This is a genomic window from Amycolatopsis sp. NPDC004378 (genome assembly GCF_053602455.1).
Window position 1 is genome coordinate 1 of the sequence record NZ_JBSGDR010000030.1, and the last position, 25,128, is coordinate 25,128.

Below are 25,128 nucleotides of genomic sequence, written 5' to 3' on the forward strand. Positions count from 1 at the left end.
TTTTTATTTGTTGTTATCTTCAGTTGTGTCGAGGGCCCAAACCCCATTTACTTTTTGTGCTCCGCGGGGGCGTCCCCCCCCGTAATTTGACGCGCGGGGGGGGGGGGGGGGGGGCCCCCCCCCCCCACGTCGGCTGTCCGGACACCAGCCCACCAGGTCACCCGACCGACGACGGTTCGGTCCCGCGCCGGTCGACGGCGTCGAGTGCATCCGCCGGGAAGGCCAGGGCGCCTGCCGGTCCGGCCCTCAGCACCCAGAAGCCGCGGACCAGCCGGACGCGATCGAACGTGTCCTGTGCATCTGGCGTCTCCCAGGCCGTGAGAGGACGCCCGTCCTTGGTGGCGACCAGCGGACGTCGCGCCGGTGCCGTGCGACGAGGTTTACGACGCCAACCGTCCTCGACGTGGCGCTAGACGTGCCAGCCAACCTTGATGACGGATACGCCTCGAGAGAAGGTCACCTGTACGTGAACAGTACTGGCGAGGTCGCTGGTGGTCCCACAGTTGACCGTACCGCTGTTGGCGCCGTTCGCGGGATAGTGATACCAGAGTCCGTTCAACTGTTTGTCGAAGGAAGCCGCCGGGCCGCCACTCCAGTCGCACCAGACTGTCGTGCGGCCGCCAGGTGCTCCTGACGAGTTGGTTCCGCACTGGGTGATCAGTTGACCGGCCGGGGCTACGCACGTGTTCGGGTTTGTTGCCTGAGGCGAAGCGGTCGCCACGCCGGTCCCGGCCAACGCAGCGGTCGCAGCCAGCACACTCCCGGCAAGCGCCAGTTTTTTGGACATTTTGGGCCCCCTCCTTTGTGTTCGGGTACACGATGTCAATTCGCCGGATACCTGGTTCGGAACGTCGATCAGGACCTCGTGTTCACCTTGGCCCGGGAAACGTGGTGACCAGGTCACGGGAAACAGAGGTTGTTCAAGTCGGCTGCGGGAAACCAGCCTGGGACGTTGATCCGGTGGGCATTGGTGCCGATGTCGGTCGCGTGGTCGTAGCCTTGCCAGCGGTCGTCGAAGTTGGTGAACTGGTCGCCCGCCGAAGCCCACCAGATGATGTGGCTGTTGGGATCCGGGTAGGCAGTGATCGCGGTGCCGTACTGCAGTGTGCAGGTGATGGCCGGGCTGGCCTGGGCGGCCCCGGTGGTCGCAGTTAATGCGGCAGCGCTGATCAATGCGATCGTCAGGGCCTTCTTGGGGAACATCGCCGCTCCGTATCGTGTTTGAAAAAATGCTCAGTAGATGTTCAGTGTTTCGATGTAGGTGCTGCGGTCCGGCAGGGTGCCGTGCTCGTTCTTGCCGAAGAACCGGGTGAACGGCCCGCCGTCGAAGTCGGACCAGACGAAGTAGCCGGCGTTGTTCCCGCTGCTCCAGGCGGTTACGAGAGAGAGGCCCGGTTCGGTAACGCCGGCATAGGCGTAGCACGTTTGGTTGAAGTCCCGGTCCTGGAACCTGAAGAAGTCCGGAGCGTTGCACGGCACTTGGTGGATCGTGTCCGCGTTCGCGGCCGGGGCGAAAACGGCTGATACCGCCGCGATGACGGCGGTTGTGACGATGGTCCGGCGAACTTTCGACATGATGCGATCTTCGTGCGTTCATCCTTGACGAGCAAGGGATTCGATCACCGTCGAAAGCCGGCCGATGAATCTCTTTCGCGTGCGCCGCGAGATCTCCCGGCCCGTGGTGATCGCCACGGTGTAGTCGAGCGGGGTGTCGATCGCGGGCGCGCGGGTAACCGCGCAGGGACGTGAAGGAGGTGCGGATGACTGCGGGGACGAGCGAAATCCGAGCCCGGCCGACGCCAGTCCGGTGGGCAGCGTGCCGACCGCGGGCGAAGACGAAATCGACGCCGCGTTGGCGAACCAGACCGGCGGTGGCTCGGGCACGCGCGCTGGCCGGCGCGGCGACGCTGGACCAGTACACGGGACTCGGCCCGGTCCGTCGCGGCCGGAGCCTGCCCGGCGACCCGGGCGCGACGGACGTGATCGTGCTCGAACCGCGCGGGGTGGTCGTCGCGCTCACACCATGGAACGACCCGGGCGCGGTCGCCGGTGGGCTGCTCGGTGACGTGCTGCCTGGTGGCGTCTTGGCGTTGCCCGGATGAGCGAGCGGCAGCAGAGAGCCCGCCGGGCGCTGCGGCTGAAGGCGGGTGAAGACGTCAAGCAGGGCCTCGCCGCGGCGTTCGGGGCCGCGGACGGCGATCAGCACGACCGGACTCCGGTGGGCTGGTTCGCCCGGGCGATCCGGGTCCCCGGCCGCGAGCGCCGGGTGCTCCTGCAGAGCGCGAAGGCCACTTTGGCGGCGACCGGCGCGTGGCTGCTGGCGACGCTGGTGCTGGGGCTGCCCCAGCCGTTCCTCGCTCCGTACGCGGCCATTTTCTTGGTGGAGGCGACCGTGTACCGGTCGCTGCGCGGGTGGCTCCAGCAAGTCGGCTCGGTGGCCACCGGCGTGGTGCTGGCCGCGGTGGCCGGGCAGCTCATTCCGTGGCAGGCGGTGGCGCTGGCCGTCGTCGTGTTCACCGGCCTGCTCCTCGGTGACTGGCGGCACTTCGGCAGTTCGGGGATCTGGGTCGGCGTCACCGGCATGCTGCTGGTTTCCTACGGCACCGCCCGGGATCCGGTGCTGATGGGGGACCGTCTCCTGGAGACGGCGCTGGGCGCGGCGATCGGCGTCGCGGTGAACACGCTGATCCTGCCGCCGCTGTACGGCGACCGGCTGGCGACCGCGGCCGACCGGCTGGCGACCGCGCTCGCGGATCTGCTCGAGTCGCTGTCGGACGTGGTGCGGCTCGACGAGCCGGGCGAGCTCGACGACCTGGTGTCGCAGTGGCAGGACACCCGCAGCCAGGTGCTGGCCGCGGAGGACGCGGTCGGCCTCACGCGGGAGGGACGGCTGCTCAATCTGCGCCGGGGGCGCCCGACGGCGGGCACGCACCACGAACGTCCACTTCGGACGCTCATCGCGTTGTGGCCCGCGGTGGCCCAGCTGGTCACCGCGGTGCGCACCACGGCGAGCCGGGCCGGCGACCACCCGTTCGAGTACCCCTGGCCGGCCCAGCGCGACTCCCTGGCCGACTTGATGCACCTGCTGGCCGGGGCGGTGCAGGCGGTGGCGGTGGTGGGGGAGCCGGTCGACCTGGACGACTGCCGGGAGCTGCTGGAACAGCTGGAGAAGCGGCTGGTGACGGCGGACGAAGACGGCGTCCCGGCCCGGCTCGGCCTGGGCACGATGATCCTGCCCGCGCGGCTGCTGGTGGACAAGCTCGAACAACGCTGAAGGCCGCTGGCGCGGGCGGCGTGGGAACCCGCTACTGCGCAGGGAAAAGACGAATCCGCGGAGCGCATCCCCTTACGGCGTCGGCCGGACTGCGCTACGTTCTGGCGCACCGCACAACTCGGGGGAGACCATGCGTCGATCGATCGTGTCCGCTGCTTGTGCCGTACTTCTGTTCGCCGGAACCGGTACCGCCGCCGCGGGAACCGATCCACGTCAGGCCGCACTGGACGCGGCCGTGCAGGCGGGGAACGTGGGGGTCATCGCGATCGCGGCGGATCCGGCGGGCCGCTGGCGGGGGCGGGCCGGCGCCGGTGACATCGTCACCGGGGCGAAGCCGGACATCGACGGGCGGTTCCGCATCGGCAGCGTGTCCAAGACGTTCACGGCGACCCTCGTGCTGAAGCTCGCCGAGAAGGGGCGGCTGGGGCTGGACGAGCCGATCTCGGAGTACCTGCCCGGCCTGCTGCCCTACCCGGAGCCGATCACTGTCCGCCAGCTGCTGCAGCACACCAGCGGCCTGCCCCGGGACCTGGCCCCGCAGTACACCTGGACGACCCTGCCGGAGCTGGACACCGAACGCTTCGTGCACTTCGGTGAGGTCGAGGCGATCCACGACAGCACCGTGCAGCCGCTGCTGTTCCCGCCGGGCACGGGCTGGTCGTACTCCAACACCGGCTACAACGTGCTGGCTCTGCTGGTCGAAAAGCTCACCGGCCGTCGGTTCGAGCAGGTGCTCGCCGACTGGATCACCGGCCCGCTGCACCTGGCCGACACCTTCCTGCCGAGGGACTTCCCGCTGGTGCCGGACGCGGCCATGCACGGCTACGAGCAGCTCTACCCGGCCCCGCACGGGCTCACCGACGTCACCGCCTACAACCTCAGCCGCTACTTCGGCGCCGGGGACATCATTTCGAGCGCGGCCGACCTGAACCGGTTCTTCCACGCACTGCTCGGCGGCGAGCTGCTGCCCGCCGGCCTGCTGGCGCAGATGAAGACCACGGTCCCGTGGCCGGGCACGGACGGGCGGATCGGCTACGGGCTGGGGCTGATGCGCATCTCCCTGGTAGGCCCCTGCGGTCCCGGCGCTCCCGATGTCTGGGGGCACGCCGGGGACGTGCCCGGGTACAACACGTGGAGCATGAGCGACGAGGCCGGCACCCGCCGGATCACGGTCGGGTCCAGCCCGGATGTGACGGCGTCGGAGGACGCGGCCTCGGGGCGGCTCCTGGCGATGGTGACGGAGTTCTGCACGCCGAACCTCCCCGGCGCCCGGGCGAGCGCCGCCGCTATCCGGACGGCGATCCACTGACGGCGCAAAGCCCTGGGCGACGCCGAGCTGACCCAGGGCGCGTCGGAAGCGCCACGAAGACTGACCGCGGACGCCGTCCGTCAGTTCTGCCGCAGGGTGTACGACTTCAATGCCGGTTCGCCGTGCGCTGACTTCGGGGCGAGCGTCAGCTGCTGGGCGATGACGGCGGCCAAAGCCGCGTAGTTCGTGGCGAACGCCAGCGGGTCGACACCCGGCATGAAGAGCTTGCCGCAGACGGTGCGGTCGATCCGTCCGGGCGCCGCCGGCCCGGGGTGGTCGAGCGCGTCGAGTGCGAGAGCGTAGGCGACGGGGTCGTAGCCGCAGCAGGCGGACAACGGCATCGAGCAGTTCGGCGGAGGCGGTGCTGACGGCCAGACCGGCCGGCGCGCCGGGGGCGAGGTCCGGCGGGTCCCCGGCATCCGCGGCCAGCAGCACTTCGGCGACGGCGGCCGGCGGCAGGTCCAGGCCGAAGCCGAGCACGGGTTCCCGCGGGTCGGCCCGGACGAACTGCGCGGTCACCGGCAACTCAACCGAGGCGACGACGTACTGGCCGGCGTGGTACTCGTACAGGCGGTCGCCCAGCGCGAACCGTTTGTGCCCTGGGCGACGAGTGCCAGCACCTGGCCGTAGGTGGTCGGCACCGGCGGGCTGGGTCGATCGGCGCGGAAGATGCGCACGGCCTCGATGTCCGTGCTGAGGTCGGGCCGGGCATGCCGGGCCAGCAAGGCCCGCAACTCGTCGAGCGACATGGCGATCATTGAAGCACCGCACAGTCCTGCGGCGCTGACCCCGAAGAGGCCGATCAGCGGCACGCCGGTGAGCGCCGGTTCCGGTGCATGAGCCGTCGGGGCACCGTCTTCGACGCTGTCAATCGACTCGGACGACGTGCTTGCCCCGGACGCCGCCGGCCTCGAGGGCGCGGTGTGCGGCCGCCGTCTCGGCCAGTGTGAAGACCTGGTCGACCGCCGGGCGGAGGTTCCCTTCGGCCACCTGCCGGGCGAGGTCGTCGAACTCCGCCCGCTTCGGGTTGCCGCTGAACGCGCGTACCCGGCTGCGGCCGTGGATCGTGCTCACCGCCAGGTAGCCCAGCGAACTGACCGCCCGGGTCAGGTCGAAGGCGATGGTGACCATGCGGCCGCCGGGTGCCAGCAGGCGGTGGAAGCTCGGCAGGTCGGTGCCCACGGTGTCCAGGACGACGTCGAAGCGGCCCAGTTCGGTGAGCCGGACGGTCCGGTGGTCCACGGCCGTGGCGGCGCCGAGACCGCGGACGAAGTCGAGGTTGGCGTCGCGCGCCAACGCCGTGACGTCGGCGCCGTACGCGTGTCCGAGTTGGACTGCCGTGTTGCCGACGCCGCCCGCCGCGCCGCGGACGAGGAGCCGTTCGCCGGGGCGCAACTCGGCCTTGTCGCGCAGCGCGGTCACCGCCGTGGTGGCGACCGGCAGGGCCGCGGCGTGCACCAGGTCCAGCTCGTCGGGCGCCGGGCCGAGCCGCTCGACCGGCACCGTGACGTACTCGGCGGCGCTGCCGAAGCCGGCGGTGCGGCCCAGCACACCCCAGACGCGGTCGCCGACCGTGAACGCCGTCGTCCCGGCGCCGAGCGCAGCCACTTCGCCGGTGAAGTCCAGCCCGACTCGCTGAGGGAACTTGCGGCCGGTGAGCAGGCGGAGCTTGCCGGAGCGGGCCGCGAGCTCGCCGCCGTTGACGCTGAACGCGCGCACTCGCACCAGCACCTCACCAGGCTCCGGCGCGGGCCGCGGCACCCGGGCGACGTAGAGGACATCCGGGTCGCCGTAGCGGTCGAAGAGCACTGCCTTCATCGTGCGGTCGGTCATGACGGCGAGCGTAGGGTCGGAAACGGACGAGATCATCCGGATCGGTCGAGGTGAGAGACATTGCCCGTGGCACCTTCTCGGATCCCGGTGCGGGACGACCTGCGAGCGGATGCGCGGCGCAACCGGGAGCGCATCCTGGTCGCCGCCCGCGCGGTCTTCGCCGAGAGCGGGATCGACGCGCCGATGGCGACGGTGGCCCGGCGCGCCGGCGTCGGGGTCGCGACGCTGTACCGGCGGTTCCCGAACCGCGACGCACTGGTGCGGGCGGCGTTCGCGCGGCAGATCGACACCTGCACGCGGGCTTTCGCCGACGCGCTCACCGAACGCGATCCGTGGCTCGGGTTCCGGCGGCTGATCGAGACGGTCTGCGAACTGCAGCGGGAGGAGCGCGGGTTCCCGGCCGCGTTCCTCGCGGCCTTTCCCGACGACGCCGTGGCCCACGCACGGTTGCGGGGCCAGGCGGACCGGGGGCTCGCGACGCTGGTGCGCCGGGCGCAGGCGGCGGGCGCGCTGCGGGCCGACTTCCACCCCTCCGACCTCGCGGTCGTCTTCGCGGCGCACGGCGGCCTGGTGACCGCGTTGCCCGCCGACGCCGCGGCGTCCCGGCGGTTGGTCGCGTACCTGCTCGAAGCGTTCCGCGCGGACGCGGCGAACGGGCCGCTGCCGCCACCGTCCTCAACGGACTTCGTGCACGCGGGTCACGCTGTCGTTTCCTCGTCGTACGGATCCGATCCGGCGGGGGATGGGTGATCGGCTGGTCCCGTCCGCGGGACGCCGTCGCCGAACGGGGTGGGTGAGTGCCTATCATCGGGAGGTGGCGAGTTCCAAGACGTCGGCGCGTGGCGAAACCAAGACGACCGTGAGCCCGGGCGCGGTCCGGGACGCGGCGCTGACCCTGTTCGCCGAACGGGGCTACCACGGCACGGCGCTGAGCCAGATCGCCGACGCGCTGGGCATCCGCACGCCGAGCCTGTACAACCACATGAAGGCCAAGCAGGACCTGCTGCGCGACATCATCCTGGAAACCAGCCAGCAGGTGTGGGCGGAGCACGAGCAGGCGGTGCACGGGGTCGGTGACGTCGTCGAACGCCTGCGGCGGACGGCGCGTGTCTACGCGCTGCGGCACGCCACCCACCGGCGCGAGGCGCTGATCGTCAACCGGGACGTCGACAGCCTGGACGAGCCCGTGCTCTCGGAAGTGCTCGAACTGCGGCGACGTCATGCCCACGCCATCCGGGACCTGGTCGAAGAGGGCGTTTCCGCGGGCCGGTTCACGGAGGAGGAGCCCACCTTGGCCGCCTTCGGCATCCTCGAGATGTGCGTGAGCATCGCCCGCTGGTTCCGCGAGGACGGGCCGCAGTCCGCCGAAGCGGTCGCCGAGACCTACAGCCGCTACGCGCTCCGCATCGCTGGCCTGAACTGACCGGGCGTCACGACTGACCCTTGTGCGCGCTTGAGGTCGGCGCTAGTCTCACGTGACTAACGAGCATTAGTTAGTAACGTCAGGAGTGCTCATGCTCAAAGTCGAGCTGATCCGTCCCGTACCGCAGCTGCTCGCCGAGCAGGCCGAGCGGTTCGGGGACAAGATCGCTTTCCGGGACGACCACCGCTCGGTGGGCTACCGGGAGCTCGCCGAACGCACCCGCAGGGTGGCCGGTCACCTCGTCGCCGCCGGCGCCGCCCGGGGTGATCGCGTGCTGATCTACCTGGACAACAGCGCCGACATCGCCGAGGCCTACCTCATGACGACCCGGGCTTCGCTGGTCGGGGTCTGCGTGAACGCCGACGCCGCCCCCGCCGAGATCGAGTACATGTTCCTCGACTCCGGCGCGTCGGTGATCATCACCGACCGGGCCCACGCGGCGCGCGCGCGCGAGCTGGCCCGCACCGGGGGAGCGACGGTGCTGGTGGTCCGCCCCGGCCGGGTCGACGACGCGCTGTCCTATGAGGAACTGGCCACCTCCGAGCCCGCCGGGCCGCCGCGGGACGACCTCGGCCTGGACGAGGTCGCCTGGATGCTCTACACCTCCGGCACCACCGGCCGGCCGAAGGGCGTGCTGCTGACCCAGCGTTCGTGCCTGTGGGTGGTGGCGGCCTGCTGGGCGCCGATCGCGGGTCTGTCCGAACAGGACGAAGTGCTGTGCCCGTTGCCGTTGTTCCATTCCTACGCGCTGGTCCTGTGCGTGCTCGGCGTTTTCGCGACGGGGGCGACCGAACACATCATGACCAAGTTCTCGCCGGGCCGGGTGTTCGACCTCCTGGCGCGGGAAGAGTTCACGATCCTGCCCGGGGTGCCGACCATGTTCCAGTACCTCGTGCACGCCGCGCGGGAGCGCGCCGTCGACCCCGGCGGCCTGCGGCTGTGCCTTTCGGCCGGGGCGATCCTGCCGGCGGCCCTCAACGCCGAGTTCGAAGCGGTGTTCGGGGTCAAGCTGCTGGAGGGCTACGGCATCACCGAAACCTCGACGATGGTCACCATGAACACCGTCGACGGCGGGCGCGTGCTCGGTTCGTGCGGGCTGCCGATGCCCGGGGTCGGGGTGCGCCTGGTGGATCCGGTGACCGGCGAGGACGTCGGCGTGGACGAAGAGGGTGAGCTGTGGGTGAGCGGGCCGAACGTCATGCGCGGCTACCACAACCGCGCCGACGCGACCGCCGAAGTGCTGCACCACGGCTGGTACCGCACGGGCGACCTCGGGCGGCGTGACCCCAACGGGTTCGTGACCATCAGCGGCCGGACCAAGGAACTGATCATCCGCGGCGGGGAGAACATCTACCCCGCGGAGGTCGAGGCCGTGCTGCTGAAGTCCGCGCAGGTCCAGGACGCGGCCGTGGTGTCACGCGAACACCCCGACCTGGGCGAGGTGCCGGTGGCCTTCGTCGTCGCGGAAGAGCCGGGGAAGCTGGACGTCGGCGCCCTGCTGGACGGCTGTGCCCGCGAGCTCTCCAAGTTCAAGATCCCGGCCGAGGTCGTCGAAATCGAGGCGATTCCCCGCACCGGTTCCGGGAAGATCCAGCGGTTCCTGCTGCAGAAGCGGCTGACGGCGCCCGCCGGGTGAGACGCGGGTGCCGTTGACCCCGGCAGCACGCTGCCCGTAGCATACAAACTAACGTTAATTAGTAAGGTGGTGTCTGTGGAGCTCTCCAACACCTTCACCGTGAACCTGCCCGTCGACGACGCGTGGAAGGTGCTGACCGATTTACCGCGGGTCGCGCCCTGCCTGCCGGGAGCCTCGCTCCAGGGCGTCGAGGACGACGTGTACTGCGGCTCGGTGAAGATCAAGGTCGGCCCGGTCTCGGCGCAGTACCGCGGCACCGCCCGGTTCGCGGAGAAGGACGACAAGGCGTACCGCGCGGTGGTCCGCGCCGAAGGCAAGGACGCGGGCGGGCAGGGCAACGCCGCGGCGACCGTGACGATGAGCCTGGCCGAGCAGGGTTCCGGCACCAAGGTCCACGTCCGCACCCAGCTCGACCTGTCCGGCCGCGTGGCCCAGTTCGGCCGCGGGGTCATCTCCGACGTCACCAACAAGCTGATCGGGCAGTTCGTGCAGCGGCTGGAGGCCGAGTTCGCCCCCGGCGCCGCGTCCACCGGCGGCCCGCCGGTCGCCCGGGCCGCGACCTCGGGTGATGACGTCGAAGCTCTCGACGTCTTCTCCGGAATGGGCGGCCTCATCGCCAAGCGCGCCCTGCCCGTGGTCGGCGGCCTGGTGGCCCTGCTGGCCGGGATCCTGCTGGTCCGCAACCGCGGTGGCCGCCCGGGACCGGCGCCGGCCGGCCCGCCCGTTGTGATCAACCTGTCCTTCCCGGCCCTGGCCGGCCGGGCCAACCCCGAGGAGACCGTCCGATGACCGACGAGCTGATCCGCGAACCCGCCCTCTACATCGGCGGCGACTGGGTCGCCGGGCACGGCGAGGACAGCGAGGTCGACAACCCGGCCACCGAAGCGGTCACCGGCGTGGTGACCCAGGGGACGGAGTCCGACGTCGACCAGGCGGTCGAGGCCGCACGCGCCGCGTTCCCGAAGTGGGCCGCGACTTCCGTGCGGGACCGTGCCACCGCGGTGCGCCGCCTGCACGACGTCATCGCCGAGCGGGCCGACGAGTTCGCCGGCCTCATCACCCGCGAGCAGGGCTCGCCGCCGCCGGTGGCGCGGAAGCTGCACGTGGACGTGCCGCTCGCGGTCATCGCCCGCACCGCCGACGCGCTGGAGGAGTTTCCCTTCCGCCAGAACCGCGACAACTCGGTGATCCTGCGCGAACCGGTGGGGGTGGTCGCCGCGATCACGCCGTGGAACCTCCCGCTGCACCAGGTGATCGTCAAGGTCGTGCCGGCGATCGCGGCCGGCTGCACGGTCGTGCTCAAGCCCGCCGCCCTGACCCCGCTCGCGGCTTTCGAGCTGGCGCGCGCCTTCCAGGCCGCCGGTTTCCCGCCCGGCGTGCTCAACCTCGTCACCGGCGGCGGCCGGGTGGTCGGGGACCGGCTGTCCCGCCATCCCGGCGTCGACCACGTGTCCTTCACCGGTTCCACCCCCGTGGGGCGGCAGGTCGCCGCGGCGGCGGCCGAGACCGTCAAGGGCGTCACCCTCGAACTCGGCGGGAAGTCCGCGAGCGTCGTGCTGTCGGACGTGTCCGACGAACTGCTGGCGAAGGCGGTCAAGGTGACCGTCGCGAACTGCTTCCTCAACGGCGGGCAGACCTGCACGGCGCTGTCCCGGCTCATCGTCCCGGCCGCCCGGCTGGCGCAGGTGGAGGAGCTGGCCGCCGCGGCGGCGGCGAAGTACGTCCCCGGCCAGCGGCTCGGCCCGCTGATCTCCGCGGGACAGCGCAAGGAAGTCCAGAGCTTCCTCGAGCCGCAGGGCGCCAAGCTCGTCACCGAAAACCTCCCGCTGCCCGACCAGGGGTACTTCGTCACCCCGGCGGTGTTCAGCGAGGTCGACCCGGCGTCGCGGCTCGCGCAGGAGGAGATCTTCGGCCCGGTTCTGTCGATCCTGTCGGCTGACTCCGACGACCACGCGATCGAGCTGGCCAACGACTCGATCTACGGGCTCGGCGGCGCACTGTGGCTCGGGGACACCGACCGCGCGCTCGACTGGGCGGCCCGCATCCGCACCGGCCAGATCGACGTCAACGCGGCGCCGTTCAACCCGCGCGCGCCCTTCGGCGGCTACAAGCAGTCCGGCATCGGCCGGGAAATCGGCGACTTCGGCATCGAAGACGTCCTCGAGATCAAGGCGGTGCAGTTGTGACGGACGGATACCAGGTCGAGGTCGACGCGCTGGTCCTGCGCTCGCCGGAGAGGCCGATGGAGGTCGAACGCATCCGGCTGCGCGACGTCGGGGAGGGCGACATCCGGGTCCGCATCGACGCGACCGGCGTCTGCCACTCGGACCTTTCCCTCGCCCGCGGCGTGCTCGCCCAGCAGCTGCCCGCGGTGCTGGGCCACGAAGCCTGCGGAACCGTGGTCGAGACCGGCTCGGCCGTCACGGATCTGCGCGAGGGCGACCGCGTCATCCTGCTGTGGATCACTCCGTGCGGCCACTGCGTCAGCTGTGCCCGCGACGAGCCGCACCTGTGCGTCAACGGCTCGGCCCGCGGCGCCGAGCCCTACGCGCTGGACTCCGCGGGAGAACCGGTCTACCCGGGGCTGACCGTCGGCTCCTTCGCCGAGCAGACCGTCGTCCCGGCCGCGGCCGCGGTCAAGGTTCCCGACGACATCAGCACCGCGGACGCGGCACTGCTGGGCTGCGCCATCACCACCGGCGTCGGCGCGGTCACCAAGACCGCCGCGGTCACGCCCGGCTCGTCGGTGCTGGTCGTCGGCCTCGGCGGCGTCGGCCTGGCCGCGGTCCAAGGCGCCCGGCTCGCCGGCGCGACGAACATCATCGCCGTCGACCGCAACCCCGACAAGGCAAGCCTGGCCGCCCAGCTCGGCGCACACCACTTCGTGCCGGCCGACGACGACACGAAGAAGGCCGTCCGCGCGCTCACCGGCAAGCAGGGCGTCGACTTCGCCTTCGACTGCGTCGGCTCCGCCCGCACGATCCGCGACGCCTGGGGCATGACCCGGCGCGGCGGCACCGCGTGCGTCGTCGGCATCGGCGGCAAGGACGACCAGGTCGGCTTCAGCGCCCTCGAGCTGTTCCACTTCGCGCGCACCCTCGTCGGGTGCGTCGCCGGCTCGCTGAACGCCGAGCAGGACCTGCCGCGCTACTTCGACCACATCCGGGACGGGCGGCTCGACCTGGCGGCCATGGTCACCGGCCACGGCAAACTGTCCGATGTGGAGGCTGCGCTCACGGAGATGGCCGCGGGCAAGGGAATCCGCACCCTCGTGGTGCCGGAGGGCACCCGATGAAGGTCGGCGCCCTGACCGTCGAACCCGTCTACGACGGCTACGGCCAGGAACCCGCCCGCGAAGTGCTCACCCACCCCGGGGTTTCCGACGCCTGGTCCTGCCACGAGCACCTGCTCGACGAGTCGGGCCGGCTGCGCCTGGAACTCGGCGGGTTCCTCGTCCGGACCGGCGGCCGCGTCATCCTGGTCGACGCCGGTGTCGGGACGATCGACAACGACAAGTACCACGGCGGGCAGTTCCTGGAGAGCCTGCGCGGCCTCGGCGTCGACCCCTGGGACGTCACCGACGTCGTGTTCACCCACCTGCACTTCGACCACGTCGGGTGGGCCACGAAGAAGGGCCAGGTCGTCTTCCCGGAGGCGACCTACCGCGTCCACCGGGCCGACTGGGCCCACTTCGTGGAGAGCCCGGACGCCGACCCGGGCGCGGTGCGCAAGCTCTCCCCGCTCACCGAGCGGCTGGAAACGTTCGAGCACGACACCACCCTCGCGCCGGGGTTCGACGTCCGCCACCTGCCCGGGCACACCCCGGGAACCGCGGTCTACGTCGTGTCGAGCGAGGGCGAGCGGGCGCTGCTGCTCGGCGACGTCGCGCACGCCCCGGTCGAGCTGACGGATCCGGCGTGGGAAGCGGTGTTCGACCTCGACCCGGTGGCCGCGCGCAAGGTCCGCGCGGACCTCGTCCAAGCCGTCACCGACCGGCCCGACCTCCTCGCCGCCGCGCACTTCCCTCCCGGCCGGCTGATCACCGTGGACGGCGAGCGCCGCTTCACCCCACTCGAAAAGGAATGACCATGGATCTCAAGCTCCGCGGCAAGAACGTCCTCGTCACCGGCGCCGGGCAGGGCCTGGGACGCGCGATCGGAGTCGCCTTCGCCGCGGAAGGCGCCAACGTCGCCTTCCACTACAACTCCTCGGCCGACGGCGCGGAAGAGGGCGCCAAGGAAGCGGCCGCCCTGGGCGTCAAGGCGATCGCCGTGGGCGCGAACCTGCAGGACGGCGAGTCCGTGACGCGGGCCGTGGCCGAGGTCGCCGAGCAGCTGGGCCCGATCGACGTCCTGGTCAACAACGCGGCCGCGACCCAGAGCAAGCCGTTCCTCGAGACCACCGAAGAGGACTGGGCGCCGCAGATCGGGGTCACGGTGGCGGGCACGCTGCGCGTCACCCAGGCCGTGGCCCGGCAGATGGCCGAGCACGGCGGCGGCTCGATCGTCAGCCTGATGGGCGACTCCGGCCGGGTCGGCGAATCGCGGCTGCTGGTCACCGCGACCACCCGCTCGACCACCGTCGGCCTCACCAAGTCCCTGGCCAAGGAGCTGGCCAGGCACCAGATCCGCGCGAACGCCGTCTCGATCGCGCTGGTGCGGACCCAGAGCCTCGACGCCCACACCGGCAACGCCGACGAGGCGAAGATGAAGAAGATCCTCTCCGCGTACCCCTTGCGCCGCCTGGGCACGCCGGAAGACATCACACCGACCGTCCTGCTGCTGGCCTCGCCGCTGTCGTCCTGGACCACGGGACAGATCGTGTCGGTCAACGGCGGGTACACGATGCCATGACGACACCCGAGCAGACCCACGACGCCGAGCCCGCGGTCGGCCGGACCGTCCGCCGCAAGGAGGACGACCGGCTGCTGACCGGACGCGGCCGGTACGTCTCCGACCTGCAGCTGCCCCGGATGCGGCACATCGCGTTCCTGCGCAGCCCGTACGGCCACGCCCGGATCAAGGCGGTCGACACCTCCGCCGCCGAGGGCGCGGCCCGGGCGGTGTTCAGCGGCGACCACCCGGCGTTCGCCGCGATCAGTCTTCGCGCCCAGTCGGCGCTGCCGTCCTATGTGGAGACCGAGCAGCCGGTCCTGGCCCGGGAGAAGGTGCGCTTCGCCGGTGAGCCGGTCGCCGTCGTGGTGGGCGACGACCGGTACCAGGCCGAGGACGCACTCGAACTGATCGACGTCGACTACGAACCGTTGCCGGCCACGGTCACCGCCTGGGCGGAGCCGGCCGAACCGCTGCACGCCGACGCGCCGGACAACGTCCTGCTGGAGCGCACCTTCGACACCGGTGCGGTGCCGGAAGCCCTGGCGGGGGCGGACATCGTCGTCGAACGCGAGCTGATCACCAACCGGCACGCGGGCAACCCGATGGAATGCCGGGCCGGGGCGGCGGTCTGGGACGGCGAGCGCCTGACGTTCTGGTCCGGGACCCAGGTGCCGCACATCGCGCGGAACATGCTCGCCGAGCTCCTCGGCGTCCCCGAGGGCACCATCCGCGTCATCGCGCCCGACGTCGGCGGCGGCTTCGGTGTGAAGGCCGTCCTCTACCCCGAGGACGTCGCCGTCTGCCTGGTCGCCCGGCAGATGCCCGGCGTCCCGGTGAAGTGGGTCGAAGACCGCGCCGAGCACCTGCTCGCCGCGACCCACGCCCGTGACCACCGGTACCTGGTGCGGGCCGGGTTCTCCGCCGACGGCACCCTGGTCGCCCTCGACGCCGACGTGACCTGCAATGTGGGCGCGTACTCGGTCTACCCCTGGACGGCGGGGATCGAACCGCTGATGGCCGGCGGGCTCCTGTCCGGGCCGTACCGGTTGCAGCACTACCGCTGCACCGTCCGCGGGGTCGCGACCAACACGGCGCCGTCGGGGCCCTACCGCGGGGTCGCCCGGCCCGCGAGCGTCTTCGCGATGGAATCGCTCCTCGACGACGCCGCGGTCCGGCTGGGAATGTCCGGTTTGGACATCCGGCGGCGCAACCTCGTCACACCCGAGGAGATCCCGTACCGGATGCCGTCCCGGCTGGTCGACGACTCCGGCTGGTACGGCGAGTGCCTGGAAAAGGCGATCACGACGATCGGGCACGAGGACTTCCTCACCGAGCAACGGCGCCGGCGCGAGGCGGGGGAGAACCCGATCGGCCTCGGGATGGCTTGCTACAACGAGCTCACCGGCCTCGGCCGGGCCGCGTCCGCGGGCCCCCGGATGCCGTTCCGCACCGGCCACGACGCGTGCACGGTCCGGGTCGATCCCGACGGCCGGGTGACCGTCCTGTCCGGGGTGACCTCACAGGGCCAGGGCCTGGAGACGACCGTCGCGCAGATCGTCGCGGACGCCGTGGGCGTGCCGTTCGACGACGTCGAGGTGCGCATCGGGGACACCAACGAGTCCCTGTGGGGCTTCGGGGCGTTCTCGTCCCGGCAGGCCGTCATCGGCGGTGGCGCGGCACACCGTGCGGGCCACACGGTCCGCGAGAAGATCCTCAGGCTGGCGAGCGAGCTGTACGAGGTCGGCCCGGCCGACTTGGAAGTCGTCGCGGGCGAAATCCGGGTCACGGGCGACCCGAAGCCGCTCGGAACGCTGGCCGAGGTGGCCCGCGTCGCCTACCTGGAGTCCAACCGGCTGCCGAAGGGCATCGAGCCCGGGCTGGAGGCGACGGAGTTCTACGACCCGGTCCGCGGTGCGTTCGCGGCCGGCGCGCAGGCGGCGGTCGTCGAGGTCGACCGGGCGACGGGCGCGCTGCAGATCCTGAAGTGGGTCTGCGTCGAGGACGCCGGGACGGTGATCAACCCGCAGATCGTCGAGGGACAGATCGCCGGTTCCATCGCCCAGGGCCTCGGGGGCGCGCTGTACGAGCACCTGATCTACGACGAGGCCGGGAACCTCTCCACCGGCACGCTGATGGACTACCTGATGCCCACCAGCGCCGAGATCCCGGACCTCGTCATCGACCACGTGTCGCATCCCGCGGACAACCCGCTGGGCGTGCGCGGGGTGGGGGAGGGCGGCACCCTCGGCCCGAACGCCGTGCTGGCCGGGGCCATCGCCGACGCCCTCGGCGTCCGGATCACGCACCTGCCCTTGACACCCGCCACGGTCTGGGAGGCCCTGCGATGATCACCACCGAGGACCAGGACGGCGTCGGCCTGATCGTTCTCGACCGCCACGTAAAGCGCAACGCGCTCGACGTCGAACATCTCGACGCGCTGCGTGCCGCGGTCGAGAAGCTCGCCGGTGCGACGCGGGCGATCGTCGTGACGGGCTCCGGCACCAGCTTCTGTGCCGGTGCCGACCTCCACGGCGTCTACGGCGACGGCTTCCGCAAAGCGCTCTACGCCGCGCTGAGCGCGATCACCGCCGCGCCGGTGCCGGTGATCGCGGCGGTCAACGGCCCCGCCATCGGCGCCGGCACGCAGCTCGCGATCGCCTGCGATCTGCGCGTCGCCGACAGCACCGCGGTCTTCGCAGTCCCGACCGCGCGCAACGGCCTTGCCGTGGACCCCTGGACCGTCCGGCGGCTCGCGCTGCTCTCGGGTGGGGGACCGGCGCGGGCGATGCTGCTGGGCGCCGACCGGCTCGACGCCGAGCGGGCGCACGGACACGGCCTGGCGGACCGGCTCGGGACGCTCGCCGAAGCGATGGCGTGGGCCCGCGAAATCGCGGAGTTCGCGCCGTTGTCCCTGCAGTACTCCAAAACCGCGTTGGAGTCGATGTTCGAGTCACAGCCGTCGGAGCCGCGGCTGGACGAACTCTTCGATTCCTGCTGGAGCAGTGAGGACTTCGCCGAAAGCCGGCGTGCCCACGCCGAGAAGCGCGCCCCGCGGTTCCGAGGGCGCTGAAAGGTCCGTCATGAAACCCGCACTGTTCGACTACCACCGGGCCACCAGCGTCCGGGACGCCGTGCAGGCCTTGGCCGACGCGGCCGGCGACGGCAAGATCATCGCCGGCGGGCAGAGCCTCGCGCCCGTGCTGGCGCTGCGCATGGCCCGGCCCCACGTGCTCGTGGACATCAACCGGATTCCCGGCCTGTCCACGATCGTGCCCGTCGACGGTGCCATCCGGATCGGCGCACTGGTCCGCCACGCCCGCCTGGTCGAGCAGACCGGGCACCCGATGCTGGCCGAGGCCGCCCGGTGGATCGGGCACACGGCGATCCGCTCCCGGGGCACGAGCGGCGGCAGCATCGCCCACGCCGACCCCGCCGCCGAGCTGCCGGTGGTCGCCGCGGCGCTGGAAGCCACCATCCACATCGCCGGCCCGCGCGGCACCCGCACGAGCTCCGCGGCGGAGTTCTGCACCGGCGCCCTCGAAACCACGCTCGCCGAGGACGAGATGGTCACGGCCGTCGACATGCCGCTGCCCCAGCGGTGGGGGTTCGCGGAGTTCTCCCGCCGGCACGGCGACTTCGGACTCGTCACGGTCGCCGCCGCCGAGGTCGGCGGGCACTGGCGGATCGCGGTCGGCGGGGTCGGCAGCGTCCCGCTGCGCGTCGGGGAAGCCGAACAGCTGCTCGACGCGGGCGCGCCCGTGGAGCAGGTCGCCGCGGCGGCCGCGGCCGCCACGTCACCGAGCTCCGACATCCACGCCTCGGCCGATTACCGGCGTGCGATGACCGCGGAGTTCGTCCGCCGTGCCCTCGTCCAGGACAAGGAGCGTGTCGCAGCATGAAGGTCGAATTCACCGTCAACGGCGATCGCCACGACGTCGACGTCGAACCGCGGCGCACCCTGGCCGACGCTCTTCGCGAGGACCTCGGGCTCACCGGCACCCACGTCGGCTGCGAGCACGGAGTCTGCGGCGCGTGCACGGTACTGGTCGACGGCGAGCCGGTGCGCGCGTGCCTCATGTTCGCCGTCCAGGCGGAAGGCTCGTCGGTCACCACGATCGAGGGCATGGCCGGGCCGGACGGCACCCTGCACCCGCTGCAGGAAGCCTTCTCGGCCCACCACGGGCTGCAGTGCGGCTTCTGCACCCCGGGCATGTTGATGTCCGCGCTCGACCTGCTCAACCGCGAGGAGCGGCCGTGCCGGGCCCGGATCCGCGAAGAGCTGTCGGGCAACATCTGCCGCTGCACCGGCTACGCGGGCATCGTCGACGCCGTCGAGGCCGCGGCGAACGAGCTGGCCACCGGTCCGGAGCCGGCGTGACCCGCGTCGTGCTGCGGCTGCGCGACCGGCCCGCCGCCGAGCTGCGGCGGACCTGCGAACTACTCGACGAAGCGGGCTGCGACACGATCTACCTCGAAGAGGACTTCACGTCCTGCGCCGCCGTGGCCGTCCTGACCAGGCGGGTCCGCATCTGCTGCCTGACCACCTCCCGCGACGCGGCGCTCGTGGCGGACGCCGCCGAAACCCTCGACTACCTCAGCGATGGCCGGTTCGTCCTCGGCGTGGGCCCGTTTTCGCCCGACGACGGCCCCTACAGTGACCTGGTCGCGGCCGAAAGGGTGATCGAAGAGGTGCGTGCCCGGGTGCCGGGGCTTCCGGTGCTCGTGGCGGACGCCGACGACGTCGTGACACCGTTGACGAACCGGCTTCGGACCGTGGACGAGGCGTCCGCCTGGCTCGCCGCGGTGAAGCCGTGACCGACCTCCGCCCGGTCGTGAGCGAGAGCGTGGTGCTCGACGTCGCCTTGACCCTCTTCGCCGAGCGCGGGTTCCACGGCACCGCGCTGAGCCAGATCGCCGGTCGCCTCGGCATCCGCACCCCGAGCCTGTACAACCACATGCGGTCCAAACAGGATCTGCTGCGCGCGATCGTGGACGAAACCACGGCGACCGTGCTCGAGGAGTTCCACCACGCGACCGCCGACGGCGGCTGGGAGACGCGGCTGCGCGAGGCCACCCGGGTCTACGCGTACCGGCACGCGACCCACCGCCGTGAGGCCCTGGTGGTCAACCGCGACACGGATTCGCTCGACGAGCCGCACCGCGGCCGCCTGCAGAGCCGGCGCCGCGAGCACGAGCACGCTTTCCGCGCGATCATCGCCTCAGGGGCCGCGGCGGGAGTCTTCCGGGTCGATTCGCCGGCGCTGGCCTCGTTCGCGATCCGGGAGATGTGCGTGAGCATCGCCCGGTGGTTCCGCGACGACGGGGAGCTGTCCGCGGCCGACATCGCGGAACAGTACGGCGGTTACGCTCTGAGCATCGCGGGCGCGGAGATGTCCTGACCAGCTGCTCCGGCTGTCTGCCGAGCCTGCTGTTCCCATCCCTGCGGCGACCGGCGCCGAATCCCGCCGGTGGAGCTACGACGAGGTGGTGGTGCTGATGCTCGGGACGCGGAAGGACGACAGTGAAACGGCGTCGTCGCTGGCGGCCAGCTTGCTGGGTGAGCTCGACGAACTGACCGACGCCCTGGTGGTCGCGATCGGGGACCAGAACCCGGGCTACCGGGTGATCGACGTGGTGCCCCGCGACGACTTGTGGCAGTCGTGCCACGACAACCTGCGACGCGTGCTTCAGCTCGTCGGACAGGGCGCGGCGGAGGACGACTTCTACGACGCCGCCCGGACGACGGGCCGCCGCCGGGCGGAGCAGCAGTTGCCCCTCGACGACGTCCTGCGCTCGTTCCGGATCGGCGGCCGGCTGGTCTGGCAGGCGCTGACCGAGCAGGCCCGGGCCACCGGGCGCCTGCCCGACGACGCGATGCTCGACCTCGCGACCCGCGTCTGGGAGGTCGTGGACGCGACGTCGGCCCAGGTCGCGTTCGCCTACCACACGGCTGAGCGCAGTTTCGTGCGCGCCGACGAGCAGCGGCGCGCGTCGTTGTGGGAGGGCCTGCTGCAAGGGCGGGCGGCCGACGCCGGGTTCGCCTACGAGGCCGGCCGCACGCTGCGGCTGCCGGTTTCGGGCCCGTACGTGGTCGTCGCCGCGGCGGGGCCCGGGGACGCCGAGCCGCTGGGTGCCGCGCTCGAGAAGCTCGGCTCCACTTCGGCGTGGCAGTCGCGGGCCGACGTGCTCGTCGGCCTGGTGTCGCTGCCCCGCCGCGCCGTGCCGGACGTCGTCGCGGCCGTCGGCGCGGTGCTGGCCGTGCCGGCGGGGGTGTCGCTGGTCGTCGACGGCTTGGCCGCGGTGCACACGGCTTACCGCCAGGCCGTCCTCGCGATGCGGACCGTCCCGCCGGGCCGGGTGGACGTGGTGTGCCTGGCCGAACGGCTGCCCGAGGCTCTGCTGCTCAGCTCGCCCGAACTGACGGACTCGCTGCTGCAGGACTGGCTGCGGGGCCTGCTGGATCTGGGTGGCGACGAACGCGGTCCGTTGCTGGAGACGCTGTCGACGTGGGTGCGCACCGGTGGTTCGGCGACCCGGTCGGCGCTGGCTCTGCACTGCCACCGCAACACGGTGCTCAACCGGATCCACCGGATCGAAGGGTTGATCGAACACCGGCTGACCGGCGGCGATCTGCCCCTGGAGCTGGCGTTGGTCGCTCGCGCGCTGCCGTTCCTGCCGCCACCGCGAGTGCCGTGACGACCACCCATTGTGCAAAGTGCCCAACGGCACTAGGCCAAATGTAGGCAGTCAGGTACTTCATCCGGCGGTGTGATCCGTGCAAAAATCCGGCGGCGGTGCTCAGGGCCGCGCTTCTCCGACACCGTAGTTCGAGAGGACTCAGCTGCTGATGGCCCACCACGTCCCCGCCGGGCAGCCACCCGCGCCCGAGTCCCGCGCGTTCGCCCGTCGTCGCTTCCTCGGCTTCGTGCTCGCCGCGCCCACCTTGGCCGTCGCCGCGCAGGTCGGCGTCGCGGAGTTCGCGCCGGGGGAGGCCGACGCCGCGATCCCGACGCTGCCGCAGCCGGAGGACATCTTCGACCTCGGCGACCTGCAGAACCTTGCCGCGCTGCCGACCTCGGGCCTGATCACCGTGCAGGTCGGCGCCGACGGCCGGGCCGCTTTCGCGGTACCGCGCGCGGAGGTCGGTCAGGGCATGACCACCGCCGTGGCGATGATGATCGCCGAAGAGCTCGACCTGCCGCTGGACAAGATCGACGTCACCTTGGCCGACGCCCGGCCCGAGCTGCTGATGAACCAGCTCACCGGCGGCTCCAACTCGATGCGCAGCATCTACACCCCGGTCCGGACGGCGTCGGCGATCGCCCGGCAGCGGCTGCTGGCCGCGGCCGCCGCCCAGTGGGGGGTACCGGCGTCGCAGCTGACGACGTCGGGTGGGTTCGTGCGCGGCTCCGGCGGACGCACGGCGAGCTACGGTTCCCTCGCGAAGGCCGCCGCGTCCGCGACGACGATCAGCGTGGTCGCGACGCTGAAGCCGCGCTCGGAGTTCACGGTGCTGGGGACCCCGCAGAACCGGCTCGACGCCCACGCGGCGGTCACCGGGACCAAGCAGTTCACCCTCGACATCGCCGTGCCGAACGCGCTGCCGACGATGGTCGCCCGGCCGCCCACGATCAACGGGACCCCGCGGACGATCCTCAACGCGGCCGAGGTCAAGGCGATGCCCGGGATCACCGATGTCGCCGCCATTTCCCACGGCGTCGCGGTGCGTGGCCGGACCTTCGGCCAGTGCATCGACGCGATCCGCGCGCTGAAGGTGACCTGGGGCCCGGGCACAGTGGACGGTGAGTCCGACGCGACCGTGCTCGAGAAGCTCAAGGCCGCGCAGCTGCCGATGACCGTGCCCGGCCTGCTCGACCAGTACATCGACGCCGAGTTCACCTTCGCCGCCGCGAGCAACAGCCCGCTGGAGACCGGCGCCGCGATCGCCGACGTCCGGCCGGACCGGGCGGAGATCTGGTCGTGCCTGAAGGTGCCGATCGTGGCGCAGGAGGACATCGCCAAGCAGCTGGGGCTGCCGCAGGACGCGGTGAAGGTGCACGTCACCCAGGGCGGCGGGTCGTTCGGCCGGCACCTGTTCCACGACGCGGCGGCCGAAGCGGCCGAGGCGTCGCAGAAGATGGGCAAGCCGGTCAAACTGATGTGGTCGCGCACCGACGACTTCCGCCAGGGCCGCATCCACCCGATGTGCGTGTCCCGGGTGCGGGCGACCTACCTGCTGGGCAACGTGGTCAGCTTCGAGCAGCGGCACACGAGCGTCGAGACCGAGTTCAGCCACGGCCTCGGCGAGATGTTGACCGCCTTCGCGTCGAGGCTGCCGGTCGGCGGGAACCTGAGCTTCGCCGAGTCGATCTTCCTGCTGAGCCAGTCCTCGCCGTACAACTTCGGGGTCACGACCCAGCTGCTCAACGAGATCCCGCTGAAGTTCAACACCGGCAGCATGCGCAACATCTACTCGCCGAACGTGGTGACCGCCGAAGAGCTGGTCGTCGACCAGCTGGCGAAGAAGTTCGGCAAGGACCCCGTCGCCTTCCGCCGCGAGTTCCTGCGGGACGACCGGTTGCGTGCCGTTCTCGACAAGGCCGTGCAGGCCGGGAACTGGGGCCGCGCGATGCCCGCCGGCACCGCGCAGGGCATCGCGCTGCACTCGGAGTACCGCGGCGCGGTCGCGGTGCTGGTGGAGATCGACTGCCGGCCGGAGACGGTCAACCGCAAGATCCGGGACGCGGTCACCGGCCCGCGCGTGACCAAGGCGCTCGTGGTCGTCGACCCCGGGTTCGCGATCAACCCGCGCGGCCTCGAGGCGCAGATGATCGGCGGGCTCAACGACGGCATCGCGATGTGCCTGACCTCCAGCATCCACGTCAAGGACGGGATCCCGCTGGAAGGCAGCTGGGACAACTACTTCTACACCCGGGAGTGGAACACCCCGCCGGAGACCGACGTGATCGTCATGCCCAACACGTCGGACAGCCCGAGCGGTGCGGGCGAGCTCGCGGTGGCGCCGTCGTTCGCCGCGGTCGCGTGCGCCTACGCCCGCGCGGTCGGCAAGATGCCGACCTCGTTCCCGATCAACCACGGCACGCTGAGCTTCGAGCCGTTGCCGGTGCAGCCGTCCACGCCGCCGTCGCCGACCGACGGCCTCGACTACGCCTACTAGGAGCACGTTGTGCCGCAACACACCCTGAAGGTCAACGGCCAGGTGGTCACGGTCGACGCCGAGGACGACGTCCGGCTGCTGTGGGTCCTGCGCGACCTGCTCGGGATCACCGGCCCGAAGTACGGCTGCGGGCTCGACGTCTGCAAGGCCTGCACCTGCCACATCAACGGCAAGGCGTTCAACCCGTGTTCGGTGCGCGTCGCCGACATCAAGGACTCCGACGAGATCACCACGATCGAGGGGCTGCCCGCCACCGTCGGCAAGGACCTGCACCCGATGCAGGAAGCCTGGCTCCAGCTCGACGTCGCCCAGTGCGGCTACTGCCAGCCGGGGCAGATCATGGCCGCCGTGGCGAAGGTCCGGCAAGCGCGGGCCGCGGGCCGGGAGATCTCCGACGCCGACCTCGACGAGATCCGCAACATCTGCCGCTGTGGCACCTACGCGCGGATCCGCGAGGCGATCAAGGCCGGCGCCGAGCACATGTGACCGTGGGCTGTCCCTGATGGACAGTCGCCGGGTTGGGATTCGGGCGATCCGCAGGGCCTGGCACATCTGATCACCCACCGGCCCGGGAGTCCGGTTCCCCCGCGGCATCCGTCGGCCACACGGGCGCCGCTTTCGCCCTCGACGACCGCTACAGTAGGGATACCCACCGAGCGGTGGTTCGGGGTGAGCGAGGAACGGGGCCGTGATGCACGAATGGTTCGCGGTGCGGTGTGTCTTCCAGTGGAACGAACCCGACCGCCGCCCGTACGAGGAACGGCTCACGGTATGGCGGGCGGCGGACATGGAGGGCGCGCTCGCCGCCGCCGAGGCGGAAGCCCGCGAGTACGCGGAGGCGATGGGGGCCACCTATCTCGGACTGGCCCAGGGGTACGAGACCGGGCTGGTGGAGCTCGCCTCGGGGAGCGAGGTGTTTTCGCTGCTCCGTGACAGCCCGTTGTCTCCCGAGGAATACCTGGACCGCCACGTCGACACAGGCTCCGAGCACCAGGAGACCACCTGACCTGAGGTTGCCGGTGCGCCGCCGGTCCACAGTGAACGCTGAACGCACGCTCGTCGGCATGAGCATGCGTACGGCTTTCCCGGCGAGGATCGCCTGGCACGAGGGCACCGATAGGGTGTACGCGGCCTGCAGCGCGAGAAGAAGGGTGGCCATGGCAGAGGTCCGGCTCGATCCGATGACCAGCGAGGAATACGCGGCATACCACCGAGACGCGGTGCCGGCCTATGCCGAGGCTCATGTTTCGGCGAAGAGCTGGCCGGCCGATGGGGCGCGACAGCGCGCCGTCGACGAGTACGCCGAGCTCTTGCCCGAGGGCGTGGCCACACCCGGCCATCACCTCTACATCGCGCGGCATGGCGACCAGGAGATCGGCATGATCTGGTTCGCCGAACGTCCCCACGGCGCCGACCGGGTCGCCTACCTCTACGACATCAAGGTCGAGACAGACCTGCGTGGCCAGGGGCATGGTGAAGCGCTCATGCGGGCGATGGAGGAAGAGGTCCGCTCCGTCGGTCTGAAAACCGTGCGGCTCCAGGTGTTCGGCAACAACTCGGTCGCCCGATCGCTTTACGGGAAGCTCGGCTACATCGAGACCAACGTCGTCATGGGCAAGGTTCTCGACCAGCAACAGTAG

28 protein-coding genes and 1 pseudogene are annotated in these 25,128 nt (G+C 71.2%); 22 read left to right on the forward strand and 7 right to left on the reverse strand.

Features of this window, described 5'->3' with window-relative positions:
* Positions 1-409: 409 nt before the first annotated feature.
* The 3 genes from ACWEN0_RS44435 to ACWEN0_RS44445 all read right to left on the reverse strand — a co-directional run bounded on the left by ACWEN0_RS44435 (position 410) and on the right by ACWEN0_RS44445 (position 1,575).
* Entirely contained in the window at positions 410-787 is a 378-nt protein-coding gene (locus ACWEN0_RS44435) for a hypothetical protein (protein WP_451987191.1), read from the reverse strand.
* Between the two features lie 113 nt (positions 788-900).
* Positions 901-1,203 carry a hypothetical protein gene (locus ACWEN0_RS44440; protein WP_451987193.1) on the reverse strand — a complete coding sequence of 101 codons (303 nt, stop codon included), beginning with the start codon at positions 1,201-1,203 and terminating at the stop codon, positions 901-903.
* 30 nt (positions 1,204-1,233) lie between these two features.
* Positions 1,234-1,575 carry a hypothetical protein gene (locus ACWEN0_RS44445; protein WP_451987195.1) on the reverse strand — a complete coding sequence of 114 codons (342 nt, stop codon included), beginning with the start codon at positions 1,573-1,575 and terminating at the stop codon, positions 1,234-1,236.
* 296 nt (positions 1,576-1,871) lie between these two features.
* On the opposite strand from ACWEN0_RS44445, the gene ACWEN0_RS44450 reads away from it, so the two are divergent.
* From ACWEN0_RS44450 to ACWEN0_RS44460, 3 genes are all read left to right on the forward strand, one after another.
* Entirely contained in the window at positions 1,872-2,102 is a 231-nt protein-coding gene (locus ACWEN0_RS44450) for an aldehyde dehydrogenase family protein (protein ID WP_451987197.1), read from the forward strand.
* Positions 2,099-3,274 carry an FUSC family protein gene (locus ACWEN0_RS44455; protein ID WP_451987199.1) on the forward strand — a complete coding sequence of 392 codons (1,176 nt, stop codon included), beginning with the start codon at positions 2,099-2,101 and terminating at the stop codon, positions 3,272-3,274. The genes ACWEN0_RS44450 and ACWEN0_RS44455 overlap by 4 nt, the downstream gene beginning before the upstream one ends.
* A 130-nt stretch (positions 3,275-3,404) precedes the next feature.
* Positions 3,405-4,583, forward strand: a complete 1,179-nt coding sequence (locus tag ACWEN0_RS44460; protein WP_451987201.1) for a serine hydrolase domain-containing protein — start codon at positions 3,405-3,407, stop codon at positions 4,581-4,583.
* A gap of 80 nt (positions 4,584-4,663) precedes the next feature.
* Here ACWEN0_RS44460 and ACWEN0_RS44465 read toward each other — a convergent pair whose 3' ends face one another.
* The 4 genes and pseudogenes from ACWEN0_RS44465 to ACWEN0_RS44480 form a co-directional block, all read right to left on the reverse strand.
* Positions 4,664-4,924, reverse strand: a complete 261-nt coding sequence (locus tag ACWEN0_RS44465; protein ID WP_451987203.1) for a hypothetical protein — start codon at positions 4,922-4,924, stop codon at positions 4,664-4,666.
* Between the two features lie 34 nt (positions 4,925-4,958).
* Positions 4,959-5,165, reverse strand: a pseudogene (locus tag ACWEN0_RS44470) (AraC family transcriptional regulator N-terminal domain-containing protein); the annotation flags it as partial.
* Positions 5,099-5,395, reverse strand: a complete 297-nt coding sequence (locus ACWEN0_RS44475; protein ID WP_451987205.1) for a hypothetical protein — start codon at positions 5,393-5,395, stop codon at positions 5,099-5,101. The pseudogene ACWEN0_RS44470 and the gene ACWEN0_RS44475, both read right to left, overlap by 67 nt.
* 55 nt (positions 5,396-5,450) lie before the next feature.
* The gene (locus tag ACWEN0_RS44480; RefSeq protein ID WP_451987207.1) at positions 5,451-6,416 is read right to left on the reverse strand and encodes an NAD(P)-dependent alcohol dehydrogenase; all 966 of its coding nucleotides are present in this window, start codon (positions 6,414-6,416) and stop codon (positions 5,451-5,453) included.
* 66 nt (positions 6,417-6,482) lie between these two features.
* Between ACWEN0_RS44480 and ACWEN0_RS44485 the strand changes: the two genes are divergently transcribed.
* The 19 genes from ACWEN0_RS44485 (at position 6,483) to ACWEN0_RS44575 (ending at position 25,128) form a co-directional block, all read left to right on the forward strand.
* On the forward strand, positions 6,483-7,166 hold the full coding sequence (locus ACWEN0_RS44485; RefSeq protein ID WP_451987209.1) for a TetR/AcrR family transcriptional regulator: 684 nt from the start codon (positions 6,483-6,485) through the stop codon (positions 7,164-7,166).
* A gap of 64 nt (positions 7,167-7,230) precedes the next feature.
* Positions 7,231-7,839, forward strand: a complete 609-nt coding sequence (locus ACWEN0_RS44490) for a TetR/AcrR family transcriptional regulator (protein ID WP_451987211.1) — start codon at positions 7,231-7,233, stop codon at positions 7,837-7,839.
* Between the two features lie 91 nt (positions 7,840-7,930).
* A complete protein-coding gene (locus ACWEN0_RS44495) occupies positions 7,931-9,475 on the forward strand; it encodes a class I adenylate-forming enzyme family protein (protein WP_451987213.1) in 1,545 nt (514 codons plus the stop codon).
* A 75-nt stretch (positions 9,476-9,550) separates the two neighbouring features.
* Positions 9,551-10,264 (forward strand): SRPBCC family protein, encoded by a 714-nt coding sequence (locus ACWEN0_RS44500; RefSeq protein WP_451987215.1) that lies wholly within the window; start codon positions 9,551-9,553, stop codon positions 10,262-10,264.
* Entirely contained in the window at positions 10,261-11,661 is a 1,401-nt protein-coding gene (locus tag ACWEN0_RS44505; RefSeq protein WP_451987217.1) for an aldehyde dehydrogenase family protein, read from the forward strand. The genes ACWEN0_RS44500 and ACWEN0_RS44505 overlap by 4 nt, the downstream gene beginning before the upstream one ends.
* Complete coding sequence (locus tag ACWEN0_RS44510) at positions 11,658-12,770, forward strand: zinc-binding dehydrogenase (protein WP_451987219.1); 1,113 nt, start codon at positions 11,658-11,660, stop codon at positions 12,768-12,770. The genes ACWEN0_RS44505 and ACWEN0_RS44510 overlap by 4 nt, the downstream gene beginning before the upstream one ends.
* On the forward strand, positions 12,767-13,561 hold the full coding sequence (locus ACWEN0_RS44515; RefSeq protein ID WP_451987221.1) for an MBL fold metallo-hydrolase: 795 nt from the start codon (positions 12,767-12,769) through the stop codon (positions 13,559-13,561). The genes ACWEN0_RS44510 and ACWEN0_RS44515 overlap by 4 nt, the downstream gene beginning before the upstream one ends.
* A 2-nt stretch (positions 13,562-13,563) precedes the next feature.
* Positions 13,564-14,328, forward strand: coding sequence for an SDR family NAD(P)-dependent oxidoreductase (locus tag ACWEN0_RS44520; RefSeq protein WP_451987223.1), 765 nt, complete (start codon positions 13,564-13,566; stop codon positions 14,326-14,328).
* Positions 14,325-16,658: a xanthine dehydrogenase family protein molybdopterin-binding subunit gene (locus tag ACWEN0_RS44525; protein WP_451987225.1), complete on the forward strand. Its 2,334-nt coding sequence runs from the start codon at positions 14,325-14,327 to the stop codon at positions 16,656-16,658. The genes ACWEN0_RS44520 and ACWEN0_RS44525 overlap by 4 nt, the downstream gene beginning before the upstream one ends.
* Positions 16,655-17,380 (forward strand): enoyl-CoA hydratase, encoded by a 726-nt coding sequence (locus ACWEN0_RS44530; protein ID WP_451987227.1) that lies wholly within the window; start codon positions 16,655-16,657, stop codon positions 17,378-17,380. The genes ACWEN0_RS44525 and ACWEN0_RS44530 overlap by 4 nt, the downstream gene beginning before the upstream one ends.
* Positions 17,381-17,390: 10 nt before the next feature.
* The gene (locus tag ACWEN0_RS44535; RefSeq protein WP_451987229.1) at positions 17,391-18,209 is read left to right on the forward strand and encodes an FAD binding domain-containing protein; all 819 of its coding nucleotides are present in this window, start codon (positions 17,391-17,393) and stop codon (positions 18,207-18,209) included.
* Positions 18,206-18,688 (forward strand): (2Fe-2S)-binding protein, encoded by a 483-nt coding sequence (locus ACWEN0_RS44540; RefSeq protein ID WP_451987231.1) that lies wholly within the window; start codon positions 18,206-18,208, stop codon positions 18,686-18,688. Before ACWEN0_RS44535 ends, ACWEN0_RS44540 begins: the two co-directional genes overlap by 4 nt.
* On the forward strand, positions 18,685-19,125 hold the full coding sequence (locus tag ACWEN0_RS44545) for an LLM class flavin-dependent oxidoreductase (RefSeq protein WP_451987233.1): 441 nt from the start codon (positions 18,685-18,687) through the stop codon (positions 19,123-19,125). The genes ACWEN0_RS44540 and ACWEN0_RS44545 overlap by 4 nt, the downstream gene beginning before the upstream one ends.
* Positions 19,122-19,709, forward strand: coding sequence for a TetR/AcrR family transcriptional regulator (locus ACWEN0_RS44550; RefSeq protein WP_451987235.1), 588 nt, complete (start codon positions 19,122-19,124; stop codon positions 19,707-19,709). The genes ACWEN0_RS44545 and ACWEN0_RS44550 overlap by 4 nt, the downstream gene beginning before the upstream one ends.
* Positions 19,710-19,806: 97 nt before the next feature.
* Positions 19,807-21,006, forward strand: a complete 1,200-nt coding sequence (locus ACWEN0_RS44555) for a PucR family transcriptional regulator (protein WP_451987237.1) — start codon at positions 19,807-19,809, stop codon at positions 21,004-21,006.
* A gap of 151 nt (positions 21,007-21,157) precedes the next feature.
* Positions 21,158-23,488 (forward strand): molybdopterin cofactor-binding domain-containing protein, encoded by a 2,331-nt coding sequence (locus ACWEN0_RS44560; RefSeq protein ID WP_451987239.1) that lies wholly within the window; start codon positions 21,158-21,160, stop codon positions 23,486-23,488.
* A gap of 9 nt (positions 23,489-23,497) precedes the next feature.
* Positions 23,498-23,974: a (2Fe-2S)-binding protein gene (locus tag ACWEN0_RS44565; RefSeq protein ID WP_451987241.1), complete on the forward strand. Its 477-nt coding sequence runs from the start codon at positions 23,498-23,500 to the stop codon at positions 23,972-23,974.
* Between the two features lie 205 nt (positions 23,975-24,179).
* Positions 24,180-24,494, forward strand: a complete 315-nt coding sequence (locus ACWEN0_RS44570) for a hypothetical protein (RefSeq protein ID WP_451987243.1) — start codon at positions 24,180-24,182, stop codon at positions 24,492-24,494.
* 151 nt (positions 24,495-24,645) lie between these two features.
* Positions 24,646-25,128 carry a GNAT family N-acetyltransferase gene (locus ACWEN0_RS44575; RefSeq protein WP_451987245.1) on the forward strand — a complete coding sequence of 161 codons (483 nt, stop codon included), beginning with the start codon at positions 24,646-24,648 and terminating at the stop codon, positions 25,126-25,128.